The sequence below is a fragment of the Microlunatus sp. GCM10028923 genome (genome assembly GCF_042666975.1).
Taxonomy (GTDB): domain Bacteria; phylum Actinomycetota; class Actinomycetes; order Propionibacteriales; family Propionibacteriaceae; genus Microlunatus.
Map to the genome: position 1 here is coordinate 256,757 of NZ_JBHTFF010000005.1, position 23,815 is coordinate 280,571.

The 23,815-nt window shown below is 69.1% G+C and carries 25 protein-coding genes and 3 tRNA genes; 11 read left to right on the forward strand and 17 right to left on the reverse strand.

The features are described 5' to 3' along the window. Positions 1-20 precede the first annotated feature (20 nt). Entirely contained in the window at positions 21-1,079 is a 1,059-nt protein-coding gene (locus ACFQU4_RS14420) for a GDSL-type esterase/lipase family protein (protein ID WP_377492946.1), read from the forward strand. 162 nt (positions 1,080-1,241) lie between these two features. Here ACFQU4_RS14420 and ACFQU4_RS14425 read toward each other — a convergent pair whose 3' ends face one another. Further along, positions 1,242-1,595 carry a metallopeptidase family protein gene (locus tag ACFQU4_RS14425; protein ID WP_377492948.1) on the reverse strand — a complete coding sequence of 118 codons (354 nt, stop codon included), beginning with the start codon at positions 1,593-1,595 and terminating at the stop codon, positions 1,242-1,244. A 349-nt stretch (positions 1,596-1,944) separates the two neighbouring features. Between ACFQU4_RS14425 and ACFQU4_RS14430 the strand changes: the two genes are divergently transcribed. Beyond that, the gene (locus tag ACFQU4_RS14430) at positions 1,945-3,669 is read left to right on the forward strand and encodes an SH3 domain-containing protein (RefSeq protein ID WP_377492950.1); all 1,725 of its coding nucleotides are present in this window, start codon (positions 1,945-1,947) and stop codon (positions 3,667-3,669) included. A 91-nt stretch (positions 3,670-3,760) separates the two neighbouring features. Next, positions 3,761-4,603 (forward strand): bifunctional 5,10-methylenetetrahydrofolate dehydrogenase/5,10-methenyltetrahydrofolate cyclohydrolase, encoded by an 843-nt coding sequence (locus ACFQU4_RS14435; protein WP_377492952.1) that lies wholly within the window; start codon positions 3,761-3,763, stop codon positions 4,601-4,603. A 35-nt stretch (positions 4,604-4,638) separates the two neighbouring features. Here ACFQU4_RS14435 and ACFQU4_RS14440 read toward each other — a convergent pair whose 3' ends face one another. Then, positions 4,639-5,169 carry a peptidase gene (locus ACFQU4_RS14440; protein ID WP_377492954.1) on the reverse strand — a complete coding sequence of 177 codons (531 nt, stop codon included), beginning with the start codon at positions 5,167-5,169 and terminating at the stop codon, positions 4,639-4,641. A 199-nt stretch (positions 5,170-5,368) separates the two neighbouring features. Here ACFQU4_RS14440 and ACFQU4_RS14445 point away from each other — a divergent pair. Beyond that, positions 5,369-5,444: transfer RNA gene (locus ACFQU4_RS14445), tRNA-Glu, on the forward strand. A gap of 239 nt (positions 5,445-5,683) precedes the next feature. Here ACFQU4_RS14445 and ACFQU4_RS14450 read toward each other — a convergent pair. The 8 genes from ACFQU4_RS14450 to ACFQU4_RS14485 all read right to left on the reverse strand — a co-directional run bounded on the left by ACFQU4_RS14450 (position 5,684) and on the right by ACFQU4_RS14485 (position 12,968). Further along, a complete protein-coding gene (locus ACFQU4_RS14450; RefSeq protein ID WP_377492956.1) occupies positions 5,684-6,364 on the reverse strand; it encodes an HAD family hydrolase in 681 nt (226 codons plus the stop codon). A 120-nt stretch (positions 6,365-6,484) separates the two neighbouring features. After that, positions 6,485-7,486 carry a phosphotransferase enzyme family protein gene (locus ACFQU4_RS14455; protein WP_377492958.1) on the reverse strand — a complete coding sequence of 334 codons (1,002 nt, stop codon included), beginning with the start codon at positions 7,484-7,486 and terminating at the stop codon, positions 6,485-6,487. A gap of 11 nt (positions 7,487-7,497) precedes the next feature. After that, complete coding sequence (locus tag ACFQU4_RS14460) at positions 7,498-7,845, reverse strand: TfoX/Sxy family protein (protein WP_377492960.1); 348 nt, start codon at positions 7,843-7,845, stop codon at positions 7,498-7,500. Between the two features lie 102 nt (positions 7,846-7,947). Continuing rightward, positions 7,948-8,694 carry a sugar isomerase domain-containing protein gene (locus ACFQU4_RS14465; RefSeq protein ID WP_377492962.1) on the reverse strand — a complete coding sequence of 249 codons (747 nt, stop codon included), beginning with the start codon at positions 8,692-8,694 and terminating at the stop codon, positions 7,948-7,950. Beyond that, positions 8,691-9,986: a hypothetical protein gene (locus ACFQU4_RS14470; protein ID WP_377492964.1), complete on the reverse strand. Its 1,296-nt coding sequence runs from the start codon at positions 9,984-9,986 to the stop codon at positions 8,691-8,693. The genes ACFQU4_RS14465 and ACFQU4_RS14470 overlap by 4 nt, the downstream gene beginning before the upstream one ends. A gap of 5 nt (positions 9,987-9,991) precedes the next feature. Further along, a complete protein-coding gene (locus ACFQU4_RS14475) occupies positions 9,992-10,822 on the reverse strand; it encodes a carbohydrate ABC transporter permease (RefSeq protein WP_377492966.1) in 831 nt (276 codons plus the stop codon). A gap of 2 nt (positions 10,823-10,824) precedes the next feature. Continuing rightward, the gene (locus tag ACFQU4_RS14480; RefSeq protein WP_377492968.1) at positions 10,825-11,685 is read right to left on the reverse strand and encodes a carbohydrate ABC transporter permease; all 861 of its coding nucleotides are present in this window, start codon (positions 11,683-11,685) and stop codon (positions 10,825-10,827) included. Beyond that, positions 11,685-12,968, reverse strand: coding sequence for an ABC transporter substrate-binding protein (locus ACFQU4_RS14485; protein ID WP_377492970.1), 1,284 nt, complete (start codon positions 12,966-12,968; stop codon positions 11,685-11,687). Before ACFQU4_RS14485 ends, ACFQU4_RS14480 begins: the two co-directional genes overlap by 1 nt. 315 nt (positions 12,969-13,283) lie before the next feature. Here ACFQU4_RS14485 and ACFQU4_RS14490 point away from each other — a divergent pair, with 315 nt between their 5' ends. From ACFQU4_RS14490 to ACFQU4_RS14520, 7 genes are all read left to right on the forward strand, one after another. Next, positions 13,284-13,862 carry an anti-sigma factor gene (locus tag ACFQU4_RS14490; protein ID WP_377492972.1) on the forward strand — a complete coding sequence of 193 codons (579 nt, stop codon included), beginning with the start codon at positions 13,284-13,286 and terminating at the stop codon, positions 13,860-13,862. A gap of 92 nt (positions 13,863-13,954) precedes the next feature. Beyond that, positions 13,955-14,028: transfer RNA gene (locus ACFQU4_RS14495), tRNA-Asp, on the forward strand. Positions 14,029-14,094: 66 nt separating this feature from the next. After that, positions 14,095-14,168: transfer RNA gene (locus ACFQU4_RS14500), tRNA-Phe, on the forward strand. 186 nt (positions 14,169-14,354) lie between these two features. After that, positions 14,355-15,116, forward strand: coding sequence for a fructosamine kinase family protein (locus ACFQU4_RS14505; protein ID WP_377492974.1), 762 nt, complete (start codon positions 14,355-14,357; stop codon positions 15,114-15,116). A gap of 131 nt (positions 15,117-15,247) precedes the next feature. After that, the gene (locus ACFQU4_RS14510) at positions 15,248-15,709 is read left to right on the forward strand and encodes a DUF1048 domain-containing protein (RefSeq protein ID WP_377492976.1); all 462 of its coding nucleotides are present in this window, start codon (positions 15,248-15,250) and stop codon (positions 15,707-15,709) included. Beyond that, positions 15,706-16,518 (forward strand): ABC transporter ATP-binding protein, encoded by an 813-nt coding sequence (locus ACFQU4_RS14515; RefSeq protein WP_377492978.1) that lies wholly within the window; start codon positions 15,706-15,708, stop codon positions 16,516-16,518. The genes ACFQU4_RS14510 and ACFQU4_RS14515 overlap by 4 nt, the downstream gene beginning before the upstream one ends. Continuing rightward, positions 16,518-17,282 carry an ABC transporter permease gene (locus ACFQU4_RS14520; protein ID WP_377492980.1) on the forward strand — a complete coding sequence of 255 codons (765 nt, stop codon included), beginning with the start codon at positions 16,518-16,520 and terminating at the stop codon, positions 17,280-17,282. Before ACFQU4_RS14515 ends, ACFQU4_RS14520 begins: the two co-directional genes overlap by 1 nt. An 8-nt stretch (positions 17,283-17,290) precedes the next feature. Here the strand turns inward: ACFQU4_RS14520 and ACFQU4_RS14525 are convergent, their stop codons facing one another. From ACFQU4_RS14525 to purF, 7 genes are all read right to left on the reverse strand, one after another. After that, the gene (locus ACFQU4_RS14525) at positions 17,291-17,941 is read right to left on the reverse strand and encodes a DUF6891 domain-containing protein (RefSeq protein ID WP_377492982.1); all 651 of its coding nucleotides are present in this window, start codon (positions 17,939-17,941) and stop codon (positions 17,291-17,293) included. Positions 17,942-17,992: 51 nt separating this feature from the next. After that, on the reverse strand, positions 17,993-19,273 hold the full coding sequence (locus ACFQU4_RS14530) for an NAD(P)/FAD-dependent oxidoreductase (protein ID WP_377492984.1): 1,281 nt from the start codon (positions 19,271-19,273) through the stop codon (positions 17,993-17,995). An 8-nt stretch (positions 19,274-19,281) separates the two neighbouring features. Further along, complete coding sequence (locus ACFQU4_RS14535; protein ID WP_377492986.1) at positions 19,282-20,310, reverse strand: alpha/beta hydrolase; 1,029 nt, start codon at positions 20,308-20,310, stop codon at positions 19,282-19,284. A 14-nt stretch (positions 20,311-20,324) separates the two neighbouring features. Beyond that, positions 20,325-20,759, reverse strand: coding sequence for a DUF4870 domain-containing protein (locus ACFQU4_RS14540; RefSeq protein ID WP_377492988.1), 435 nt, complete (start codon positions 20,757-20,759; stop codon positions 20,325-20,327). A gap of 39 nt (positions 20,760-20,798) precedes the next feature. Further along, complete coding sequence (locus ACFQU4_RS14545; RefSeq protein ID WP_377492990.1) at positions 20,799-21,011, reverse strand: DUF3073 domain-containing protein; 213 nt, start codon at positions 21,009-21,011, stop codon at positions 20,799-20,801. Positions 21,012-21,161: 150 nt separating this feature from the next. Then, the gene (gene purM / locus ACFQU4_RS14550; protein ID WP_377492992.1) at positions 21,162-22,238 is read right to left on the reverse strand and encodes a phosphoribosylformylglycinamidine cyclo-ligase; all 1,077 of its coding nucleotides are present in this window, start codon (positions 22,236-22,238) and stop codon (positions 21,162-21,164) included. 14 nt (positions 22,239-22,252) lie between these two features. After that, a complete protein-coding gene (purF, locus tag ACFQU4_RS14555; RefSeq protein ID WP_377492994.1) occupies positions 22,253-23,812 on the reverse strand; it encodes an amidophosphoribosyltransferase in 1,560 nt (519 codons plus the stop codon). Positions 23,813-23,815: the final 3 nt, after the last annotated feature.

Genomic DNA, 23,815 nt, shown 5'->3' on the forward strand with positions numbered 1-23,815 from the left:
GATCTGCCAGGATCGCAAGGGTGATTCCATCGAAGCTTCTGCGGGGCTCGATCGTCGCCGCCGCCACCACAGTCCTGGCCGCCCTGGTGAGTTCACTGGGCGTCACGCCCGCGCAAGCGGTCGCTCCTCAGTACGTCGCCCTCGGCGACTCCTATTCGGCCGGTGTCGGCACCCGGGACAAGCAGGACGACTGCTACCGGTCCCCGTACGGCTATCCGGCCCTGATCGCGGACACGTACGGGCTCGCCCTGAGCTATCAGGCGTGCAGCGGCGCGGTCACCGCCGACGTCGCCGCGAACCAGCTGCAGGCACTGAGCAGCGGCACCGCGCATGTCTCGATGACCATCGGCGGCAATGACGCGCACTTCGCCGACGTCATCACCGAATGTGCCCAGCCCGGCTGGCTGAGCGACTGCGAGGGCGCCATCGCCGACGGGAACGCGGTCATCGCCAACCAGCTTCCGGGCCGGTACGACTCGCTGTTCACTGCCATTGCGACCGCGGCACCCAACGCGACCGTGGCGATCGGCGGCTACCCGTGGATCTTCAACGGCGAGGACTGCAACCTGGCCACGTTCTTCAGCCCCTCCGAGCAGTCCGCGCTCAACGCCGGCTCCGACAACCTCGACGAACTCATCGCCGCCAAGGCCGCCGGCCACGGCTTCGCGTTCGTCGACCCGCGATCCTCGTTCGACGGCCACGCGGTCTGCGATGACCCGGAGTGGATCAACGGCCTGAGCAACCCGATCGAGGAGTCGTACCATCCGAATCGGGACGGCAACGTGGGCTACGCGGCGCTGTTCGGCCCGGCCCTGACTGGCTCCCCGTTCGACCCGACCAGCCTGAGCCGGACCGCGGCCGCCAAGCCGCGGGAGACTCGGGACGCGAAGCTCCGCCGCGAGGCCGACGTGGTGCTGTCCTTCGACCTGGACACGCCGGCCAACCTCCGTGCCGCCCGGCGGCACGGCATCGCGCCGGCCGAGATCAAGCGCCTGGTCCGCGCCCTGGATTCGGACGACCCGGCCGCCGTCGAACGCGCCCTCACCGAGCTGCGCCGCCTGGACCGCCAGACCAGCTGACGTTCCCGCGGGAACGTTTCGTCGGGCCACGGCGTGCCCAGCCGGCCCGGTACTGCGCCCTTCCTGATCGCACCCGCCCTCCCACCGACTGGGCAGTTCGGCACCGACACGCCGCCAGAAGGCCTGCGTTTGTGCCCGGTCGGCGGAGTTGGGGTTGGGGTGTCAGGCGTAGCCGAGGGCGTGTAGGCGGTCGTCGTCGATGCCGAAGTGGTGGGCGATCTCGTGCACCACGGTGATGTGGACCTCCTCGACGACGTCGTCGAGGGTGTCGCAAATAGCCAGGGTGGGCCGCCGGAAGATGAAGATCCGGTCCGGCAGCACGCCGGCGTAGTCGGTGCCGCGCTCGGTCAGTGGGATGCCGTCATAGAGCCCCAACAGGTCCGGTTCCTCCGGCGGCGGGTCATCCTCGACCAGGATCACGCAGTTGTCGATCAGGGCGGCCAGCTCGGGCGGGATCTCGTCGAGGGCGAGCGCCACCAGTTCCTCGAACCGCTCGGTCGACAGGTCGATCGCCACGCCCCACCTCTCGCGTCGCCGTACTTTCTCAGGCTTCTGCTGCCGGTTCGAGTTCTCCCTGAGGGTTCCGGCACGCCCGTACGGAGAGCGTAGCGACCACCTGCAGAGGGGTTCCATCGCTGGTCAGGGCGGAATAACACCGGTGTGATTTTTGACCCGCTGACGGCGTGTCGACTTGAAATCAACCTTAGATCCCTACTCAACCACTTGCCGTGACGGATGTTACGAGATTAAAGTCCTGCGCAGCTTGGGGTTGTTGTTACTGGCGTGACTTGGGGGACGCAGGTGACAGCGTCACCAGGGGTTCCGTTCAGACGGTCCGGGAAGGCCGCCTTAGGAGGAAGAGTCCGTGAGTATCACCATCCGCGCGGTCAAGACCGTGTCGGCCCTCGCCGTAACGGCGGGCGTGGTGGTCGGCCTGCTGGGGACGCAACCGGCCGAGGCCGGCTGGCAGGCCACCGCCACCGAAGGGGTCAACATCAGGTCCGGCCCGAGCACCTCGAAATCGATCATCGGCGGCCTGTACCGGGGCGGCACGATCACTGCTCTCGGTTCCAGCAACGGCTGGACCAAAGTCCGGTTCAACGGCAACGTCGCCTACATCTCCAGCAAGTACCTGGAGAAGGAGTCGGATCTGCCGGCGCCCGGTGACATCAACACCGGCAGCGTCAAGATCACCACCACGGATCTCAACGTACGCAAGGGCCCTGGGCTCTCCTACGATCGCGTCACCACCCTGCCCGAGGGCATCAAGGTGACGCTCACCGGCAAGACCTCACGCGGCTTCGCCGAGGTCGCCCTGAGCCAGGGCAAGGGCTGGGTCAGCACCCAGTACCTGGCCAGCTCGAACGGGCTGCCCAAGATCACGGGCACCCGGACTGCGACCGCCGACCTGTTGATCAGGACCACGTCGGACGCAGACTTCGGCATCATCACCGAGGTCAAGAAGGGCACCAAGCTCCAGGTCACCGGCGCCACCCAGAACGGCCGCGCGCAGATCATCTACGGCAACGCCGTCCGCTGGGTCACCGCCAAGTACCTGTCCAACACCAAGGTCAACACCCCGGTGGTGCCCAAGCTGCCGAAGGTGGTCGGCACCCGGTACGCGACCACTGAACTCATGATCAGGTCGAGCAGCTCGGACACCTTCAAGGACCTCGGCGATGTCCCGAAGGGCACCAAGCTCAAGATCACCGGCGTGACCCAGAACGGCCGCGCCCAGGTGATCTACGACAACGCCGTCCGCTGGGTCACCGCCAAGTACCTGTCGAAGTCGAAGCCGAAGAGCGACGACTCGGACGACTCCGGTGACGACAGCGGCCCGTCGATGGACGCCGGCGACTACGCCGACGAGAAGGGCCTGCAGGCGAACACGATCAAGGTCCATCGCGCGATCTTGGAGAAGTTCCCGCAGATCAAGACCTTCTACGGGGTGTCGCCCGGCTCCTGGAACGCGGAGCACCGGGACGGCCGCGCGATCGACATCATGATCCCGAAGTACGGCACTTCCTCCGGCAAGGCGCTCGGCGACGAGATCGCCTCCTGGCTGAAGAAGAACCACAAGACGTACGGGATCAACTACCTGATCTGGCAGCAGCGGATCTGGAACATCGAGCGCAACGACGAGGGCTGGCGCTGGATGGCCGACCGCGGCGGCGACTCGGCGAACCACTACGACCACGTCCACGTCACCACCTTCTCGTCCGGCCACCCGTCGGCCGGCGGCTCGGGCAACGTGGAGAAGTCCGGCGATGCGGGTGGGTCGGAAGACTCGGGCAAGTCCGAGGACTCCGGCAAGCAGGGCACCTGCAAGGCCTCGTTCTACGACGAGCCTCAGGTGACGGCGACCGGTGGCTGGTTCGACCCGTCGAAGCTCAGCACGGCCCACAAGTCGCTGCCGTTCGGCACCAAGGTCAAGGTGACCAACCTCAACAACGGCAAGACGGTGACGGTCCCGGTGACCGACCGCGGGCCGTACATCGAGGGGCGTTGTCTCGATCTCTCCACCGCGGCGATGAAGGTCATCGGTGGAATCTCCGCAGGGGTCGTCCCGGTCAGGTACGAGGTGCTGTAGCCCGACCCGGACCACCTCCGCCACGGATCATCCAGCCCGTAGCTCACACCGAGCTGCGGGTTGGATTCCGTTCCGGGCCATAATGAACGGCGTGACCGCACGCATCCTCGACGGAACCGCCACCGCGCAAGCCCTGCTCGACGAGACCGCCGAACGCGCGGCCAAGCTGACCGAGCAACTGGGTCGCAAGCCCTGCCTGGTGACCGTGCTGGTCGGCGAGGATCCGGCCTCCGTGACGTACGTGAAGATGAAGGGCACCCGCGCCCGGAAGTACGGGCTCGAGTCGCGCCGGATCGTGCTGCCGGACACCAGCAGCACGGCCGAGGTCGTGGCCCAGGTCGAGGCGCTCGCCGCGGACGACACGGTCGACGGGATCCTGGTGCAGCACCCGGTGCCGAGCCAGGTCGACGAGCCGGCCGTCTTCGAGGCGATCGGCGCCGCCAAGGACGTGGACGGCGTCACCATGGCCTCGTTCGCCGCGATGGGCCTCGGCCGGCCCGGCTTCCAGTCCTGCACCCCGGGCGGCATCATCCGCCTTCTCGACGCGTACGAGGTGCCGCTGGCCGGGCAGCACGCCGTCGTCGTCGGCCGCAGCCCGATCCTCGGCAAGCCGGTCGGCCTGCTGCTGCTGGAGCGCAACGCCACGGTCACCTACTGCCACTCCAAGACGCGCGACCTCGCCGAGGTGGTCCGTACCGCGGACGTCGTGGTCGCGGCGGTCGGCAAGCCGGAACTGATCCGGGGCGACTGGATCAAGGAGGGCGCCGTGGTCGTCGACGGCGGCTACAACCCGGGCAACGTCGGCGACGTCGAATACGCCGCCGCGGCCGAGCGAGCCAGCTGGATCACCCCGGTGCCGGGCGGCGTCGGGCCGATGACCATCGCCACCCTGCTCGCCCAGACCGTCGACGCCGCGGCCGCCCGGGTCGGCTGACCAAAGCCCTTCGACAGGCTCAGGGCACGGAGGGTTCAGGCGGCGAGCAGCATCGCCAGAGCGGCCGTGTCGGCGTCCGTGTTCGGATCAAGATCACCGCGGCTGACCAGGTGGGTCACCGTGCCCTCGATGTCGGCCTCGACCCAGGCCGCCCGGTGATCAAGTCCGAGGTACGGCAAGCCGGGCAGGAACACGCACCCCGACGCGACGTCATGATCACGTACGGTCGGGATGGTCTGCGCCGGCGGATGCAGTACGAAGAGCCCGGGCGGCTGTTCCTCGCCGGCGAACTGACCCGGCTGCAGCGCGTCGTCGCCGATCAGCGAGCCCTCGGCGATGACCAGCCCGACGGCGGTCGGCGTCAGATCCGGCTTGTCCTCGCGGACCCGGTAGACGGTGGTCGTCGGCACCAGACCGGGCACCGCGGCCAGTTGAACGGCCAGGATCAGCACCTTGGACCACTCCACCACGTCCTCCGGCCAGCGGCCCGAGACCACGAAGCCGTACAGCGATCCCTGGGACTGCAGTGGAGCGATCTCGATCGAGCCGGAGCGTTGATCGTCCATGATGACCCCCTCCCGACGAGGTGCCCGACACACAGGCCCCCGGAATGGATCCAACTCTGTATTTCATGATCAACGATCACGGCGTTAGCAGACAAGGGAGCCGGAGTGCCAACCATGTAACAGAATCCCGGCACGGGCACCGTGGGAGGGAACCGGTTTGGGTTGCGGGCGCGGTTCCGGCTACAGTTTTCCGGTCCGAGTCCCCATCGTCTAGTGGCCTAGGACACCGCCCTTTCAAGGCGGCAACGCGGGTTCGAATCCCGTTGGGGATGCCAGGAGCAAGCGGTCCTGACCAGGCAAAATGCCGGGTCGGGGCCGCTTTACCTTCCGGTGGTCAACGCGGCGGACACACTTGAGACACGGTTATGGCCTGCCGAGCAGATTGTCGAGCCGGTCGACAGCCGCCTCAGTTCCGTCCGGGAACAGCCATCGCGGTCCTTGCTGACCTCATGACGCCGAGTTCCGCATCAGACAAATCCGATCCCGTCGCCACCACAGCCCAGTGAAAAATCGTTCACCGGCCCCCGATCCCTTCGTCAATGACGGCCTTCAGACCCACGGCATGTTCCCCGTAGTGGTCGACCAGGACGGCATGCATGCCGGCCGACATCGCACCGGCGACGTCCTGCTCAGGGTGATCACCGACGAACAAGCACTCGGCCGGAGTCACGCCGAGCTTCCCGGCTAGGACCTCAAACGCGCGTTCGTCCGGTTTCCAGACGCCGAGGTCTTCGGCGGTGCAGACGACGTCGACCAGACCCTGGAGGCCGATCGCCTGCAACTTGTCGACCTGCTGTTCCTGGCTCCCATTCGTCAGGACGCCGAGACGTATCCCGCTGGCTCGCAACGAAATGAGGACATCCGCAGCACCCGGAAATGCCCTCCAAGCCGCCCGGTACTCACGCAAGTACTCCGCAAACAGCATGTCGAGTCCTGCTGGGTTGTCCGGGGGCGCGATACCGACAGCGGGGAGGACAAGGTTGAGTCGGTATCGGCGTTGCTCTTGAAAGCTGATCTGTCCGGATCGCCACTGCTCGTAGCCGGCCTCTTCGGCGGAGAACCACAGCGTCCGGATAGCGTCGGTTGGTTCGACGCCGAGTGAGCGGAGGAAGGCGTTCACGCCAGCAGTCGCTGAGTTCAGATGGTCGAACAGTGTCCCGTCGAGGTCGAAGCCGACAGCGCGAATCTCGGTCACCACCGCAACTCTACGATCGGGGCTGTCAGTCCCCGACTCCCAAGTCGAGAGCAGCAACGCCACCATTGCCAGACGTGTCCCACTCGGATCCAGTTCGGGCCACACATAGGGCACACGAGACTAGATCTCGCTGAAGCGTCCTGGTGACGGCGGCCAGTTCTGGCTGACCGGGAGATAGCTGTTCAGCGTGCGCCAGTGGGCGGCGTGATCCTCGGTGTCGTGGTGGGGCCTGCTGAAGTCGTGGACGTAGGCCGAGATCTCGCTCAGGTGCCAGTCGGCGCGGATCAGCTCGATCACGTCACGGCGCGGGGCGGCCGGGCCGGCGGTGCGCTGGTAGGCCCGGAGGATCTCGCTGTCGTCGTCGGCACGGCGCCGGTCGTGCGCGACGTACAGGAGGAGCCACAGGTCCCGTTCTCGGGGCGCAACCATCAGGTCGTCACAGTCGATCAGCCGGAGCTGTCCGCTGTCGTCGAGCATGGTGTTGCCGCCGTGCGGCTCGCCGTGCGTGATGACCCAGGCCTGGTCCGAGGCGGCGAGACGAGCGCTGAGGCTGTCGTGGAGTTCCAGTAGCTCGCGGACGCCGGGTAGGCCGGCCAGGAACAGGGCTTGGGCTCGGGCGGCGTAGGGCCCCGAATCCCAGGGGGCGTCGAGTCCGGCGGCCATGAGCCGATCGAGTTCGGGTCTCCAGAGACCGGGAGCCCAACGTGGCGCGTTGGGCATGGGAGGGCAGCTGTGCAGTCGGCCGATGGTCTCGGCGATCCGGCAACGTTGGGCGCTGTCGGCGAAGTCGGGGTTGCGACCGTTGATGAAGGGGAAGACGGTGAGCTTCCAGGGTCCGACCTGGCGTCTGAGTTCACCGGAGCGGCTCCGGATCGCGGCGTGCACCGAGTCCAGGCCCCCGTCCCGCAGCTCGGCCGCCGTCTGGTGGGCGGACTCGCGGAAGGCGGGCTCGGCCCGGTCCGCCTTGACGAACAGTTTCGTCCCGTCGTCGGTGCGCACCGTCCAGTTGTGGCTGCCGTGCCCGATCGCCGCGTACTCCGCCTCGGTTGCGGCCAGGCCCCAGTGCTCACGCAGTGTCGCCAAGATCAGCTCGGCGGTGAGGTCGGGCGGCGCTTCGAGCATCCCCTGAAACGCTACTTCTTCTTGGGTGGCAGTGAGGCGGCGTAGGCGACACCGACGGCGACCCACGTCGCCAGCTCGGACTCGCCCGCGATCAGCGGCTCGGGGACCAGCAGCCAGCCGTCCAGTTCGCGGCCGCGCATCTCCATCCGCTCGGCGCCGGCCGCGACCCGCTGGTCGGTCTCGGCCGGGTCGCAGCGCAGCATCAGTCCGCCGCGGCCGCTGGCGGCGGCGACCATCCGGCCGCGGAGCAGGAAGGCCAGGCCGCCGAACATCCGCTGCTCGGTCACGTCCGCCGCGTGCTCCGGATACTCCGCCAGCGCAGCCCCGATCCGCCGCGCCAGTTCCTCGTCGTAGGCCATGCCGGTCACGCTACGCGCCGGACCCGACAACCGCCGGTCGGAAGCGCAGGGCGGCTCGGGTCTGGCCCTTCGACAGGCTCAGGGAACGATCTGGCCGCCCTCCTAGGGCTCGATCGGGCGGATCCGGGTCCCGTACGCGGCGAGCCGGGCGGCGTTGGCCTGGTCGCCGTCGGGCAGGTTCATCGAGCGGTAGACCGGCGGCGTGACGCCGGCGGCGAGCATCCGGCGGGCGATGCCCTCGGTGAGCAGCTGGACGATCACGACGCCGACCAGGTTGGACAGGGCGCCGATCCTGGTGCCGTCGGTCAGCTCGAGGGCGGCGTCGCCGGCCGGGGCTCCGGTGTCGATCACGACGTCGGCCAGGTCGGGCAGACGGAGGCCGCTCGGGTGCCGGCTGGGCACCGCACTGCTGTGCGCGAGCGAGCAGACGGCGACCACGGGATGGCCGGCCTCGCGGACCAGCCGGGCCAGCTCGACGACGGAGCCGTTGATCCCGGAGTTGGAGGCGATCAGCCACGGGTCGCCCGGCCGCGGCGCGGCCAGCCTCAGCACGTCGGCGGCCAGGGAAGGGTCCCGTTCCAGGGTCGGGTCGAGCAGGCTGGCCGGGGCGCGGTCGCCGAAGAAGACCAGGTCCTGGATCCGGACCAGGTTGACCGGCATCAGTCCGCCGGCCCGGCCGGCCATCTCGTGCACGACCAGCCGGGCGTGGCCGGTGCCGAACGCCTGCAGCACGCCGTCGTCCAGCAGCGCCGCGGCGATCAGGTCGGAGGCTTGATCGATCCGCTCCGACTCCTCGGCGAGCAGCCGGTCGATGGCCGTCCTGGCGAGTTCGGGATAGTCATAGTTCATGGGTGTGCCTGTCGGTGGAGGGTGGACAGCAGGGCGAGGGCTCCGGCCACGACGGCTTCGGCCCCGGCCTCGTCGAACAGGCTGCTCAGTGCCTCGTAGCTGCCGTTCGCGATGGCCTCCGCATCCGCAAGGTAGCCGAAGTAGCCGTCCGCGTAGCCGATCACCCTGGTGTGCCGGTACGGGCTCGCCCGCTTGATCCGCAGCCCCAGCGAGGCGAACGGCTCGACCGGCAGGTGGATCCAGGCCAGGTCGCCGAGCGCGACCGCCGTGATCGGCAGCGTCCAGCGGTCCGGCAACTCCGCCTCGGCCAGGTCGGCCAGCACCCGGGCCCCGTCCAGCCGGGTCTGCGCGATCCGCAGCAGACCATGATCGGTTTCGTCGGACAGCGCGCCCAGGGCCGCCTCCGCTTCGGCCATCTCGGCCCGGGCCTGATCATGATCGGGTACGGACCGGCCGGGCACCAGCAGCCCGCTCCGGATGATCATCGGCGGCCCGTCGACCGGTACGGCGTCGGGGCCCTGGAGCACCTGCTCGGCCAGCCGGCCGCCGATCCGGTCCGCCTCCGCGAACGTCTGCCCGGACCGGACGAAGCGGGTGCTGATGTCACCGGCGGCGCCCTGCAGGAACAGCACCGGCGGCTCGCCCGGCAGGCCCGCGGCAACCCTTCGCCGGCAGGCGCCGGGCCAGTCCGCCGTGTGCTCAAGGTTGGCGGCCGGCAGCACCGTGGGATGACATCCGTGATCGATGATCACAGCGGCCAGGGTACCGTCCGAGATCCGTTGCAGGGTGAGGATCCCGGCCGTTGCGTCGTACGGCCCCGCCGGGTCCAGCCGGTTGCTGCCGATTCCGGTCACCGGGCGTTCGGCGAACGTGGGCCGTACCTCGGCGGCGGGTTGATCATGAACGGTGCGGAACAAGCCGGTCAGCCGGTCCGCCAGTTCCGCGACCGCGTCCTGGTCCACGTCGGCCGGGTGTCCGGGATGGAGTGAGCCGACCCAGCCGGACGGCGCCCCGTGCGTGTGCGAGGCAGTCATGATCAACTCCGGGACCGGGTCGAAGACCGTCGCCAGCCGGCGCCGGCAGGCGTCCCGCAACACCGGCGTCACGCCGATCACGTCGAGGGCGAGCCAGATCAGACCGGCATCGGCCGGACCGGACCGGAGCCAGACGGCGCCGGCCACGAGGTCGTCGTGGGTGCCCGTGCTCAGGGCCCCGTCCCGCGCCGCGTACCCGGACAACGGGCCCGGCCGACCCGGAGTGATCACGGTCATGGCCGCACTGGCCAGCAGCATCCGACTCACCTGATTCCCGCCGTCATCGCGATACCGCTGACGAAGCGTCGTTGCAGCGCCAGGAACAGCAACACCGTCGGCAGCAGGGCCAGCAGCGCCGCCATGACGATCACCGGGACCCCGGTGTCGCCGAGCTGGTTCGCCTGCATCGCCGCCAGGCCGACCGGCAGCGTCCGGTGATCATCGTCGGAGGCCACCAGCAACGGCCAGAGATGGCTGTCCCAGTTGGACATGAAGATGAACAGGGCCAGCGCGCTCATCGGCGCGGTCACCCCGGGCACCACGATCGAGACCAGCGTCCGCAGCTCCCCCGCACCGTCCAGCCGGGCCGCCTCGAGCAGCTCGTCCGGGACCGAGTCGATCGACTGCTTCATCAGGAAGATGCCGAACGCGCTCGTCGCGGCCGGGATGATCAAGCCGGCGAAGCTGTCCACCCAGTCGAGCCGGTAGACCAGGTGATAGAGCGGCACGTACAGCACCTCGAGCGGCACCATCAGGGTGGCCAGGACGACGACGAACGCCGCGGTCCGGCCCGGATAGGTGAACTTGGAGAAGCTGTAGCCGGCGGCGGTGCAGGTGATCACGTTCAGTACCGTCACCGCAACCCCGACGACGATGCTGTTCCGGAAGTACGTGGCGAACGGCGCGACCTGGAACGGCGCCAGCAGATTGCCCCACTGGAACCGTTCCGGCCACCACGGGCTGCCGGCACCGAATCCCTCCCCCGGCGACTTGAACGCGATCAGCACCGCGTACAGCAGGACCGAGACGACCAGCAGACCGCCGAACAGGCAGACGGCCAGGACGATGATCTTGGTCGGCAGGCGCAGCGTCATGATCAGTCCTTCCGCCGCAGGGCTCGCAGCTGGACCAGCGCCAGGGTCAGCAGCAGGAAGAACATCAGCACCGCGACCGCCGAGGCCCGGCCCATCCGGGAGCTCTCGAACGCGGTCTTGTAGACGAACAGGTTGATCACCTCGGTGCCGAAGGATCCGCCGGTCAGCACCACCTGCGGACTGAACGACTGGAAGCCGCGCAGCACGGCCATGATCGCGCAGACCACCGTGATCGGCCGCAGCAGCGGCAGGGTGAGATGCCAGAACCGCTGCCAGGCCGTGGTTCCGTCCAGCCGGGCGGCCTCGTACACGTCCCGCGGGACCGACTGCAGCCCGGCCAGGAACAAGATCAGGAAGAAGCCGGTCTCCTTCCAGACACTCATGATCACCAGCCCCCAGCGGGCGGTGCTGGAGCTGGTCAGCCAGTTCACGTCGAGCCCGAGCACGGTGTTGAGCAACCCGTCCGGGTGCAGCACCACCCGCCAGATGATCGAGACCGCGACCCAGCTGGCCGCCAGCGGCAGGAAGTAGAGCAGCCGGACCAGGCCCATCCCGGGCATCCGCAGCACCAGGCCCTGAGCCAGGACCAGCGCCAGCACCAGGGCCGGCAGATAGGTGCCGACGGCGTAGATCACCGTCTGCAGCAGGGCCTGCCCGAACCGCGGATCCCCGGCCAGGAAGGCGAAGTTGCCGAGGCCGACGAACTCGGGTGGCGAGGTCAGGCTGTAGTCGAACAGGCTGAGCACGAACACCTGGCCGATCGGGTAGATCGCGAAGACGCCGAACAGCACCAGGGCCGGCAGTGCCAGGGCGAACCCGATCAGGTGCCGCCGCCGGCGAAACCCACTGAACGAGGAGTGCATCAGTTCTGCAGGATCCGGGTGATCGCCTCGGTGGCTTCGGCGGCCGCGCGGTCGACCGGTACCTGATCGAAGACGGCGGCGTTCACCATCGTGGTCAGGGCGTCCTGCACCTCCGCGTAGTGCGGCGTGACCTGGTCGAACCGCCCGGTCGGGTAGGCGGCCGACCAGACGTCGATGAAGTCGATCTTGCGGGCGGCCGGCGTCTTGTCCCAGCCGACCACCGGCTGGACGAAGTTCGTCCCGGTTAGGAAGTCGTCCGACCGGCCGGCCAGGAAGTCGATGAACGCCCACGCCTCCGGCTGCTGCCGGCTGGCCCGGTTGACGGCCCAGTAGTAGCCGTACACCCGGTTGGCCGGCGCCGCCGCGTCCAGCTGCGGCAGCGGCACCACCTTCAGCTGCTTGTACACGTCAGGGTTGGTCTCGGCGATCTGATCCATCGCCCACGGGTAGACGATCGCCATCGACTGCCGGCCGGTCGCCAGGTCCTGGAACGGTACGGTCGCCTCGCGGCTGGTCTGGTTCGGATCGGCGGTGCTCCGGCTGCCGCCGGCGAGATCGACCCAGGTCTGCAGGGCCCGCTTCGCGGCCGGTTGATCAAGAGCACCATGATCACCGTCGGCGAGGACACCGCCGGCCTGCCCGAGCAGGGTCTGGAACTGCTGGCTGTACCAACCCGAATGCAGGTAGAGGAAGCTGAACGCCTGGGTGTGCCCGGCGGCGATCAGCTGCTGCCCTGCCTCGGCGACCTCGTCCCAGCTCGCCGGCGGGTCGTCCGGGTCCAGGCCGGCGTCGGCGAAGTGCCGGGTGTTGATCGCCAGCGCGGTGCCGTTGAACTCGCTGGGCAGGCCGTACAGCCGGCCGTCCGGCCCCGCGGCCCCGTCCAGCGTGCCGGGCACGTACCGGCTCTTGATCTCGTCCACCGACCCGGCACCGACGGCGGCCGGATCGATCGGGGCGACCAGGTCCTTGGTGATGTACTCACCACGCAGCGCGGAGTCGTCCATGTTGATCACGTCCGGGCCGGTGCCGTTGCTCAGCGAGGTCAGCATCTTGGTGCCGAACTCGTTGTTCGGGATCGTCTGGTAATCGATCTTGATGCCGGGATGCTCGTTCTCGTACTCGGTGATCAACTTCTGGTAGACCTCGATCATCGGCGGATGCGTGTGGGTCCAGAAGGTGATCGTCGTGGGGCCACCCGGTTCGGGGGTGCCACCGGCGCAGGCGGCCAGCAGGGTCAGCCCTGCGACCACGACCGCAGCGGCCGTGATCCGACGTCGTCTCATGACGCAAGTGGACCCGATCCGGCATCGGATTGACCAGGGAACTTCGGGGGTTGGGTTAGACCACTGCGCTGACGCTCCGGTACGAAATCCATGCCTGGAAGCCGATCTGGCGACCCGGCCACCCGGTCTTGGTCTATTCCGAACCCCTGCGGCACGAAGCCGGACGGACCAGCCGGGTCCACGAAACCGTGGATCCCGGTGGCGAGCCGACCGGATCGGTGCCTACCATCAGGCAGTGCAGCGGTTCGGGGTCCGTTTGACGATCACCGACGGCGATTCGGACCGGACCGCGCCAGCCGAGGAGACGCCGCGAAGTTGACCACCCCGACCGAGGACGACACGCCCCCGGCGCGACCGCCCGCCCGGCCGGCCCGCGAACTGGAGGCCCCGGACCTGGACGCCCCACAGCTGGCCACCCGGCCGGAAGCCGCGACACCGGGCCTGAGACCGAACCGCAACGGTCGCCGGACCTGGCTCGTCCCCCTGCTCACGCTGCTGCTCGGACTCGCCGTCGGCGCCGGCCTCGGCCTCGGCTGGGGCCGCTGGTGGCAACCCCAGCCGACCGTGATCTCCAGTGCGGCCCTGCAGCCGACCGCCGACTGGCCGACCGCCAGCGGCAGCGTCACCGTCGAGGTGACCCCGCAGGGCGAGCGGTACGTGATCGCGCAGATCGCCACGCCACCGCCGCGGGACGGCTACCGGCAGCTCTGGCTGGTCAGCAAGGACGGCCAGGGCTACTACCCGCTCGGCGCCATGGTCGGCGACGAGCGCCGATTCCCGTTACCGCCGGGCGTCGATCTCAGCGCCTTTCCGACCGTCGAAGTCAGCTACCAGCTGGTCAACGGCCACCCCGGTCCCTCCGGCGACACGATGCTCCGTGGCACACTGGCCTGAGTGCCTCGCTCGTCGTCTCAGAACGCATTTGGCGAACCCGGGCAGGCGTGCGTTATAGTTTCGCGGGCACCAAGTTTGAAGGTGTTCCTCTAGGCCCCGTGGCGCAGTTGGTTAGCGCGTCGCCCTGTCACGGCGAAGGTCGCGGGTTCGAGTCCCGTCGGGGTCGCGAGGGTGGTGCTGCCGGAAACGGCGGCACCGCCAACGGCTGGCGGCCGGCTCAGGCGCCGGCCATGGCCAGGTAGCTCAGTTGGTAGCAGCGTTCGCCTGAAAAGTGAAAGGTCGCCGGTTCGACCCCGGCCCTGGCCACTCCGAGCCCTCCGCGTGTTCGGTGGCAGATGCCACCTTCCCGGGGGCCCGTCGTCATTTGTTGCGGGGGCCGAGCCCCCGCAGGCCCCCACGTTCCGGTGAGTTGCGTCCCGCTGGGGTTGGTTTGATTGGCCCGACCCTCCTGTCGATGGGAGGGATCAGTCTGTGCGGGTAATGTCCTCCGGGATGATCTTGGCATCGCATTTCCGGAAGCACTGGGCTGAGGCGCCTGACGACTTCTTCGCGGTCGAGGCTGCCGGGCTTCGGTGGCTTGCCGAGGCCGGCTCCGCGGCCGTTGTCCCCGTACTCAGTGTCGGGCCCACCGAAATCACGGTGGCTCGGCTCGAATCCTCGCCGCCTACGCTCGCTGCGGCCTCGGCGTTCGGTACGGCGCTGGCGGGGACGCATCGGGCGGGGGCCGACAGTTTTGGCGCTCCTCCTCCTGGCTGGGACGGCGACGGGTACATCGGGCGGCAGCGGCTTCGGCTCCGGCCGGAGCGGCAGTGGGGGCGCTTCTACGCGGAGCAGCGGATGCTGCCGTACGCCCGGGCCGCGCGGGATCTCGACCATCTCACGGCACAACAACTGCGGGTGATCGAGCGGGTCGCCGAGCGGATCGCGGCCGGGGACTTCGACGACTCGCGGCGGCCGGCCCGGATCCACGGCGATCTCTGGTCCGGCAACCTGGTCAGCACGGCCGACGGCATGGTGTTGATCGATCCGGCCGCGCACGGCGGGCACGGGATCACCGACCTGGCCATGCTCGCGCTGTTCGGCGCACCGCACCTGGACACGATCCTGGCCGCGTACGCGGAGGCCGCCGAACTGCCGCTCGGCTGGCGGCAGCTGATCGGGCTGCACCAGCTGCACCCGCTGCTCGTGCACGCCGTCTCGCACGGCCCGTCGTACGGCTCCGAGGCCGCGGCGATCGCCCTGCGCTACCTCTGAACCCACCCGGTGACAGCCCGGCCGCGGGCGATGTCAGGTCAGTGTCAGGTCGGTGACAGGCGGTGCCGGAAATCTAGGGGTCACGGAGGCGGAACACCCGCCCACCACCCCGAAGAGAACGGCAGACGATCATGACCACGACCATCGCAGAGTTCACCACCAAGGTGATCGGTGACAAGCGGCGCTGGCGGGCCTACAAGGCTCGGACCCGGCAGCTGCCCGAGCCGTACCGCAGGACGATCAAGGCGCTGGAGCGCTACCTGCTCCGGTTCGGCCCCGCCGACGCCGACCAGGCGGCCACCGCGTTCGAGAACCTCGCCACCCGGTTCGAGCAGGCGGCCGCCGCCGGCACCCCGGTCCGCGAGATCGTCGGCGACAACCCGGTGACCTTCGTCAAGGCCTACCTCCAGCCGTACACCGACGGCGGCCTGTCCGCCGAGGAGCGGGAGCGGCTGATCTCCGAGATCGCCGGCGACAACCCCGTCGTGTTCGACGCCTTCCTGCAGGACTACGCCCGAGGCGGCTGGGTCGCCAAGGAGCGGAAGCGCCTGACCAAGGCCGTCGACCGCGCCGACGTACCGGCCGGCCGATGATGACCACCACCAACAGCCAGGAGGGCGGGACGATCGCTCCCGCCCTCCGGGACCCCGCCATCCGGGTCCAGGGCATCACGAAGTCGTTCAAGGACCTGCCGGTGCTCCGCGGCGTCGACCTCGAGGTCGCGGCCGGCAGCATCTTCGCGCTGCTCGGCTCCAACGGCGCCGGCAAGACCACGCTGGTACGGATCCTGTCCACCCTGCTCAAGGCCGACGGCGGCAACGCCACGGTGTACGGCCACGACGTCGCCACCGAGCCCGGCGAGGTCCGCGAGTCGATCAGCCTGACCGGCCAGTTCGCGGCCGTCGACGAGGTGCTCACCGGACGGGAGAACCTCGTCCTGATCGCCAAGCTGCGCCACCTGAAGAACCCGGCCGCGGTGGCCGACGACCTGCTCGCGCGGTTCTCGCTGACCGACGCGGGGAAGCGCAAGGCGGCCACTTACTCGGGCGGCATGCGCCGCCGGCTCGACATCGCGATGAGCCTGATCGGCGACCCGCCGATCATCTTCCTCGACGAGCCGACCACCGGGCTGGACCCGCAGGGCCGGATCGAGGTGTGGCAGACGATCAAGCAACTCGCCGACGGCGGCACCACCGTGCTGCTGACCACCCAGTACCTCGACGAGGCCGAACAGCTCGCCGACCGGATCGCCATCCTGCACGAGGGAACGATCATCCAGAACGGAACCCTCGCCGAACTCAAGCAACTCCTGCCGCCCGCCAAGGTCGAATACGTCGAGAAGCAGCCCTCGCTCGAGGACGTCTTCCTGACCCTGGTCGGCTCTTCTGCGAAGGAATCCTGATGACCACGCACGTTCTCGCCGACACCGGCGTCCTGACCAGTCGCTCGCTGCGCCACATCCTGCGCAGCCCGGACACGATCATCACCACCGCGGTCACCCCGATCGCACTGATGCTGCTCTTCGTGTTCGTGCTCGGCGGCGCGATCAACACCGGCGTCGACACGTCCTACGTCAACTACCTGCTGCCCGGGATCTTGTTGATCACGATCTCGTCCGGCATCGCCTACACCTCCTACCGGCTGTTCCTGGACCTGCAGGGCGGCATCTTCGAACGCTTCCAGTCGATGCCGATCGCGCGGTCCAGCGCGCTCTGGGCGCACGTGCTCACCTCGCTGGCCGCGAACCTGGTCTCGGTCGCGTTGGTCATCGGGGTGGCGTTGATCATGGGCTTCCGTACCGGCGCCTCGCCGTTGGCCTGGCTCGCCGTCGCCGGAATCCTGATCTTGTTCACCCTGACGCTGACCTGGATCGCCGTGATCGCAGGGCTGTCGGCCAAGTCCGTCGACGGGGCGAGCGCGTTCAGCTACCCGTTGATCTTCCTGCCGTTCATCAGCTCGGCGTTCGTACCCACCGCGTCGATGCCCGGCCCGGTCGCCTGGTTCGCCGAGCACCAGCCGGTCACCTCGGTGGTCAACACGATCCGGGCGCTGTTCGAGCAGCAGCCCGTCGGCAGCGACATCTGGGTCGCCCTGGCCTGGCTGGTCGGCATCCTCGTGATCGCGTACGCCTTCGCGATCGTCATCTACCGACGCAAGATCAACTGAGGCCCCGCCTATGCGGTGCCGAACAGGCGGCCGAGCAGTCCCGGCCGAGGAGCGGCGGCCGGGCCGGTGCCCGGCAGCCGCTTCGTCCAGTCCAGCGGAGCAATGTCGATCTTGCTCCGCTGGTCGCCGTTCCAAGTGGCCGGCAGCTCCTCAGCGATCAGCCGGCTGAGCACCTTCGGCATCATCCGGGCGATCCCGGCGTCACAGGTCGCCGGGTCCGGGCCGACCGCGAAGTAGCCGAGCCGCAGCACCCGGGTGTCCAGTGCAGTCTCGAGGTCCTGCTCGGTGTAGTAGACGCCGCCGAGGACGCCGGCCCGGGAACCGCCCCGGTCCTTGCACTCGGCCGCCACCAACTCCATCGCCGCGTCACGGGTGTAGCCGGCGTTGTGCACCGCCACCACCTGATCGGTCCGGTTCAGCCGGGCGAAGGCGCGGTCCAACCGCTCGAACGCCGTCGGGCCGATCCAGTCGCGCTGCTTCAACTCCGCCTCCGCCACCCGGCGGTCGATCTCGGCGCCGATCGTGGCCCGTTCCTGGTCGGTGACGTTGCCGTCCAGATACTCGTCGAAAAGCGCCGTCCGTATCTCGCTCGGGGTAAGGAATCCACCGTCGATCAGATGATCGAGAACGCGATCGTCATCGTCGTCCAGCGGAGCCATGCGGGCAGCCTACCCGGCCACCGGTCACCTGAAATCAGGGAGATCCCGGGCTCAGGAGCCCTCGATCGCCTTCTTCCGGGCGGGGGTGTCGAGCACGTCGCCGACGATCGCCCCGGACCGCTTCGGGCCGCCGTACCGGGAGATCAGATTGATCATGGTCTGGACCCGGTTCCGGTTGCCCAGCAGCGAAACGATGTGGACGGCGATCCAGACCAGCCAGGCGATCAGGCCGCGGCCCTTCACCCCGATCGGCAGCTGCATCACGGCGTCGGCCCGGCCGATCGTGGCCATGGTGCCCTTGTCGTGGTACGCGAACGGCTCGGGCAGCTCGTGCCGGTGCAGCCGCGCGATCTGGCGGGCCGCGTGCTTGCCCTCCTGGATCGCCGGCTGGGCCAGCTGAGCCTGCGGGTCGCGCACGATCAGGGCGATGTCGCCGGCCGCGAAGATCCGCTCCTGGCCGATCACCCGGAGGTCCGGCTCGACCTCGATCCGGCCACCCTTGCCTAGCGGCAGACCCCAGTCGGCCAGGCCCTTGTCGCCGGCCACCCCGGCCGCCCAGATCACCAGGTCGACCGCCATCGAGGTGTCGTCGGCGAAGTCGACCCGGTCCGCGTGCACCTGGGTGATCGCCGTCTTCAGCCGTACGTCGACGCCGCGCTTGATCAACTCGCGCAGCGCGTACTGCCGCAGCGAGTCGTCGAACGGCGCCAGCACGGCGTCGCCCATCTCGACCAGCACCACGTGCACCATCGCCGGGTCCAGCTCCGGATAGACGGTCCGCACCGCGTTGTCGCGCAGCTCGGCGAGCGACCCGGCCATCTCGACGCCGGTCGCGCCACCGCCGACGACGACCACGGTGAACCGGCCCGGGCCGGTCGCGGGATCGGTGTGGCTGGCGATCGTCTCCAGGCCGCCGAAGATCGTGTCCCGGACCCGGAGCGCCTCGGCGCGGGTGTACATCGACATCGAATACTCGGCGGCGCCGGGGATGCCGAAGTGGTTCGTGGTCACCCCGGTCGCCACGATCAGGTAGTCGTACGGGATCCGCAGGTCGTCCGCGCAGAGCAGCGCCCGATGATCATGATCGATCCCGGTCACCATGGTCCGGCGGAACCGTACCCCGCGGCGCCGGGCGGCGAAGAAGCGCAGCGAGTACGTGACGTCGCCGGGGTTCAGCCCGCCGGTGGCCACCTGGTAGAGCAACGGCTGGAACGTGTTGTACGGGTGATGATCGACAAGGGTCACCCGGAATCCCGACTTCGCCAGCTCGGCGGTCGCCGAAATCCCAGCGAATCCTGCCCCCAACACCACGACATGAGGCATCTCGGTCATATTCATAGTCAACCAGTCCGGGCCGGGCCGGATTCCTGGGCCACCCTGTGGCGTCGGTCTCGCGGCGCCTCGGACCCGGGCCCGTACGCCCCGAGCCAGTAGCCGAGCTCGTCCAGCACCGTCGTCCGGACCGGCTCGGCGGACAGCAGCAGATCGTGGATGCCGCCGTCGAACCGCAACACGGTCACCTGCCGGCCCAGCTTCGGCGCCCGGGCAACGATCTGGTCGACGTCGAGCACGATGTCGGCCTCCAGGAACGTCTCCTTCCAGCGCAGCCCGAAGTCGCTCCGCCCGGCCGCCATCACCAGGATCGGCTGGGTCAGCGAGAGCCCGGCCGCGATCCGCTGGTGGCCGCGCAGGATCGCCCGCAGCCAGCCGACCCGGACCGGCGGCGACGGCGACTGCTTCCAGGTCTGGTCGTAGTCCCATTCGCCGCCGAGGCCGCGGTGCAGCGTCCGGGCGTAGTAGCCGCGGTCGGGCAGCGGCAGGGTCGCCGTGGGCCGCCGGCCGCCGATCGCATCGATCACCGGCGAGCCGAGCGCCCGGACCACCCAGGAGCCTTGCAGGTCCAGCCACGGCGAGTTGAGCACCAGCGCCGACAGGAGTTCCGGATGCCGCTCCGCCCACAGGCTCGCGACCAGCCCACCGGTCGAGTGGCCCATCAGCACCAGGTGGTCGTGCTCGGCCAGCACCTCCGCGCTGGCGGCGTCCAGCTCGGCGTCGTAGTGGTCGAGATCGGAGACGAAGCCGGCCAGCTGACCGGGCCGCAGACTGCGTCCGTACCGGCGCAGCTCGACGGCGTAGAAGTCGTAGCCGAGGGCGATCAGCGCGTCGGCCAGGTGGGTCTGGAAGAAGTAGTCGTTCCAGCCGTGGACATAGAGCACGGCGACCCGGGACCGCCGGCCCGGCCGCAGCCGGCGGACCAGCGTGCCGACCAGCTCGGTGTCCGGCGCCTCGCCGATCGCCAGCTCGGCGCCCGGGAGTTCGAGATCAAGTCGTTCGTAGCCGTCCAGGACGTCCGGACGCCAGCCCGTCATCGCCCGCGCCCCACTTACCGTACGATCCGCAGATTCACCGGATAACGGTACTGCTCACCGCGATGGACGGCCATCGTCGCCAGGATGCACACGATCACCGCGGCGATCCCGACCAGCGGCACCAGCAGGACCCCGATCAAGATCACGATCAGCAGCGTGGAGACGACCTGCGCGATCGTGTAGAGGATCGAGAAGTTCAGCGCCTCCGCGGTCGTCTCCCGCAGCCAGGCGCTGCGGTGGGCGAACGCGAACCACACGATGGTCGGGCCGACGAACCCGAAGACCGGGATCGAGAGATGCGCAACCGTCGCCCACAGCCGCTCGTCACCCTGGGACAGCGACGGCATCGGTGCCGTGCCGAACGGTTCGGGTCCCGGCTCGCCGGGTCCTTGCGGGCCGTGGCTGTACGGGCCAGCGCCGCCCGGGCCGGGCCGAGGGTCGTGACTCATGGGCTCAACGTAGACCGGCCAGGCCGGTCGTCCGCGGGATCATCCGGACTTGCGGAGATCCCCGAAGCCGTCCGAATTGGAGTCGGAGTCCTGGTCGTACTCGGTAGCCAGGTCCTCGTAGCCCGGAGGTACATGACCCCCAGGATCGCTACGAAGCTCTTGCTCGAGCGAAGAAATATCCATATCCACCGGACGATATTTCAGCTCGCGGGCTACCTTCGTCTGCTTCGCCTTCGCACGGCCGCGCCCCATATCGGGTCGACCCCCTCGCATGTGTCTGCCGGCGGACTAAGCCGCGGGCTCAAGTCGGTCATGTCGTGACAGACAGGCTACCCAATGGTCGGGACACCGCCAACCTGAGGGCCGTTGTCCCGCGCGCCGGATTCGGAGTCCGGACACCGCTTACCTCCGGCGGTGATTCCCGGTCAGTGAGACGCGTTCTCCGGCGACGGCCGGATCGGCGGCCACGGTCTCCCCGCAAACCCAGGCCTGGACGCCCCGATCGGCGAGTACGGCGAGCGATGCGTCGGCCGCATCGGCCGGGACGACGGCGATCATGCCGACACCGAGATTGAGCGTCGCCTCGAGATCCGGGACCGAAATGTCGCCGATCTCACGGATGAGATCGAAGACCGGCTGCGGCGTCCAGCTGGACCGGTCGACCGTGACCTGGACCTGGTCCGGGATCACCCGGGCCAGGTTGGCCGCCAGGCCGCCGCCGGTGACGTGGGCGAAGGTGTGTACCTCGACCGCGTCCAGCAGGGCCAGGCAGTCGAGGGCGTACACCTTGGTCGGGGTGAGCAGTTCCTCGCCGAGGGTGCGGCCGAGCTCGGGCACGTCGCGGTCGAGCGCCCAGCCGGCGTCGGTCAGCAGCACCTTGCGGGCCAGCGAGTAGCCGTTGGAGTGCAGGCCGGAGGAGGCCATCGCGATCACCGCGTCGCCCGGGCGGACCCGGTCCGGCCCGAGGATCTTGGAGCGCTCGACGACACCGGTGGAGGCGCCGGCGACGTCGTACGCGTCCGGCTCGAGCAGGCCCGGATGCTCGGCGATCTCGCCGCCGACCAGGGCACAGCCGGCCGCGACACAGGCCTCGGCGATGCCCTTGACGATCGCCTCGATCCGCTCCGGTACGACCTTGCCGCAGGCGATGTAGTCGGTCATGAACAGCGGTTCCGCGCCGCACGCGACGAGGTCGTCGACCACCATGCCGACCAGGTCGAACCCGATCGTGTGGTGGACGTCCATCGCCTGCGCGATCGCCACCTTGGTCCCGACGCCGTCGGTCGAGGTGGCCAGCACCGGGTGGTCGTACCGCTTCAGGGCGGAGGCGTCGAACAGCCCGGCGAACCCGCCGAGGCCGCCGATCACCTCGGAGCGGGTGGTCTTGCCGACCCATTCCTTGATCAGGTCGATCGACCGGTCCGCGGCGTCGATGTCCACGCCGGCGGCCGCGTAGGCCGACTTCTGTTCAGTGCTCATGGGCGGTCCGTCGTTCATGGTCGAGATAGGGCGTCGGCGGCACCGAGGCCGGCGGTCAGGGTGGCGACGCCGTCGAGATCGGTCCGGCGTTCGGTGTCCAGGACCTGCTTGCCGAGGCGTTCGGCCAGCGGCAGCTCGACCGGGTAGACGCCGTCGAAGCAGGCCCGGCAGAGGTCGTCCTTGGGCACCGTGGTGGCCTCGATCAGGCCGTCCAGGCTGACGTAGCCGAGCGAGTCGGCGCCGATCGAGCGGCAGATCTCGTCGGTGCTCAGGCCGTTGGCGATCAGCTCGGCCCGGGTGGCGAAGTCGATGCCGTAGAAGCAGGGCCACTTCACCGGCGGCGACGAGATCCGGACGTGCACCTCGGCGGCGCCGGCCTCACGGAGCATCCGGACCAGGGCGCGCTGGGTGTTGCCGCGGACGATGGTGTCGTCGACGACCACCAGCCGCTTGCCCTCGATCACGTCGCGGAGCGGGTTCAGCTTGAGCCGGATGCCGAGCTGGCGGATGGTCTGGCTGGGCTGGATGAAGGTCCGGCCGACGTAGGAGTTCTTGACCAGCCCGACGCCGTACGGGATGCCGGACTCCTCCGCGTACCCGATCGCGGCGGGGGTGCCGGACTCGGGCACCGGGATCACCAGGTCGGCCGTCGTCGGATGCTGGCGGGCCAGGATCCGGCCGATCTCGACCCGGGTCGAGTGCACCCGGCGGCCGGAGATCGTGGTGTCCGGACGGGCCAGGTAGATGTGCTCGAACAGGCAGCCCTTCGGCTCCGCCGCGGCGAATCGGCGGGACCGCAGGCCGCCGGAATCGATGGTGATCAACTCGCCGGGCTCGACCTCGCGGATGAACGAGGCGCCGACGATGTCCAGGGCCGCGGTCTCGCTGGCGACCACCCAGCCGGACTCGAGCCGGCCCAGCACCAGCGGGTGGATGCCCTGCGGGTCGCGGGCCGCGTAGAGGGCCTCCTCGTCCATGAAGACGAGGCAGTACGCGCCGCGCAGCCGGGGCAGCACCTCGGCGGCGGCGTCTTCGGTGTTGAGGTCGGGGTAGGTGGCGATCAGGGCCGTCACCAGCGACGTGTCGTTGACCGCCTCGCCGCTCAGCGCGCCCGGCACCAGGGAGCCGCCGGAGCGGTCCCGCTCGGCCAGCCAGTCGGACAGCTCGACGGTGTTGGTCAGGTTGCCGTTGTGCCCCAGCGCGATGCCGCCGGTGGCGGTCGGCCGGAACGTCGGCTGGGCGTTGGCCCAGACACTGGCGCCGGTCGTGGAGTATCGGGTGTGGCCGACCGCGACGTGGCCGCGGAGCGACTCCAGCGAGCGCTCGTCGAACACCTGGGAGACCAGCCCCATGTCCTTGAAGACCATGATCTGGGACCCGTTGCTGACCGCAATCCCGGCCGACTCCTGGCCGCGGTGCTGCAGCGCATAGAGGCCGAAATAGCTCAGCTTGGCGACTTCCTCACCGGGCGCCCAGACCCCGAACACGCCACACGCATCGCGAGGGGTGTCGCCGTTGCTGGGGGTGTCGGAGGAGTCGCAGGGGTGGGCCGGTCGGTGATCAGCACGTGCCACTGC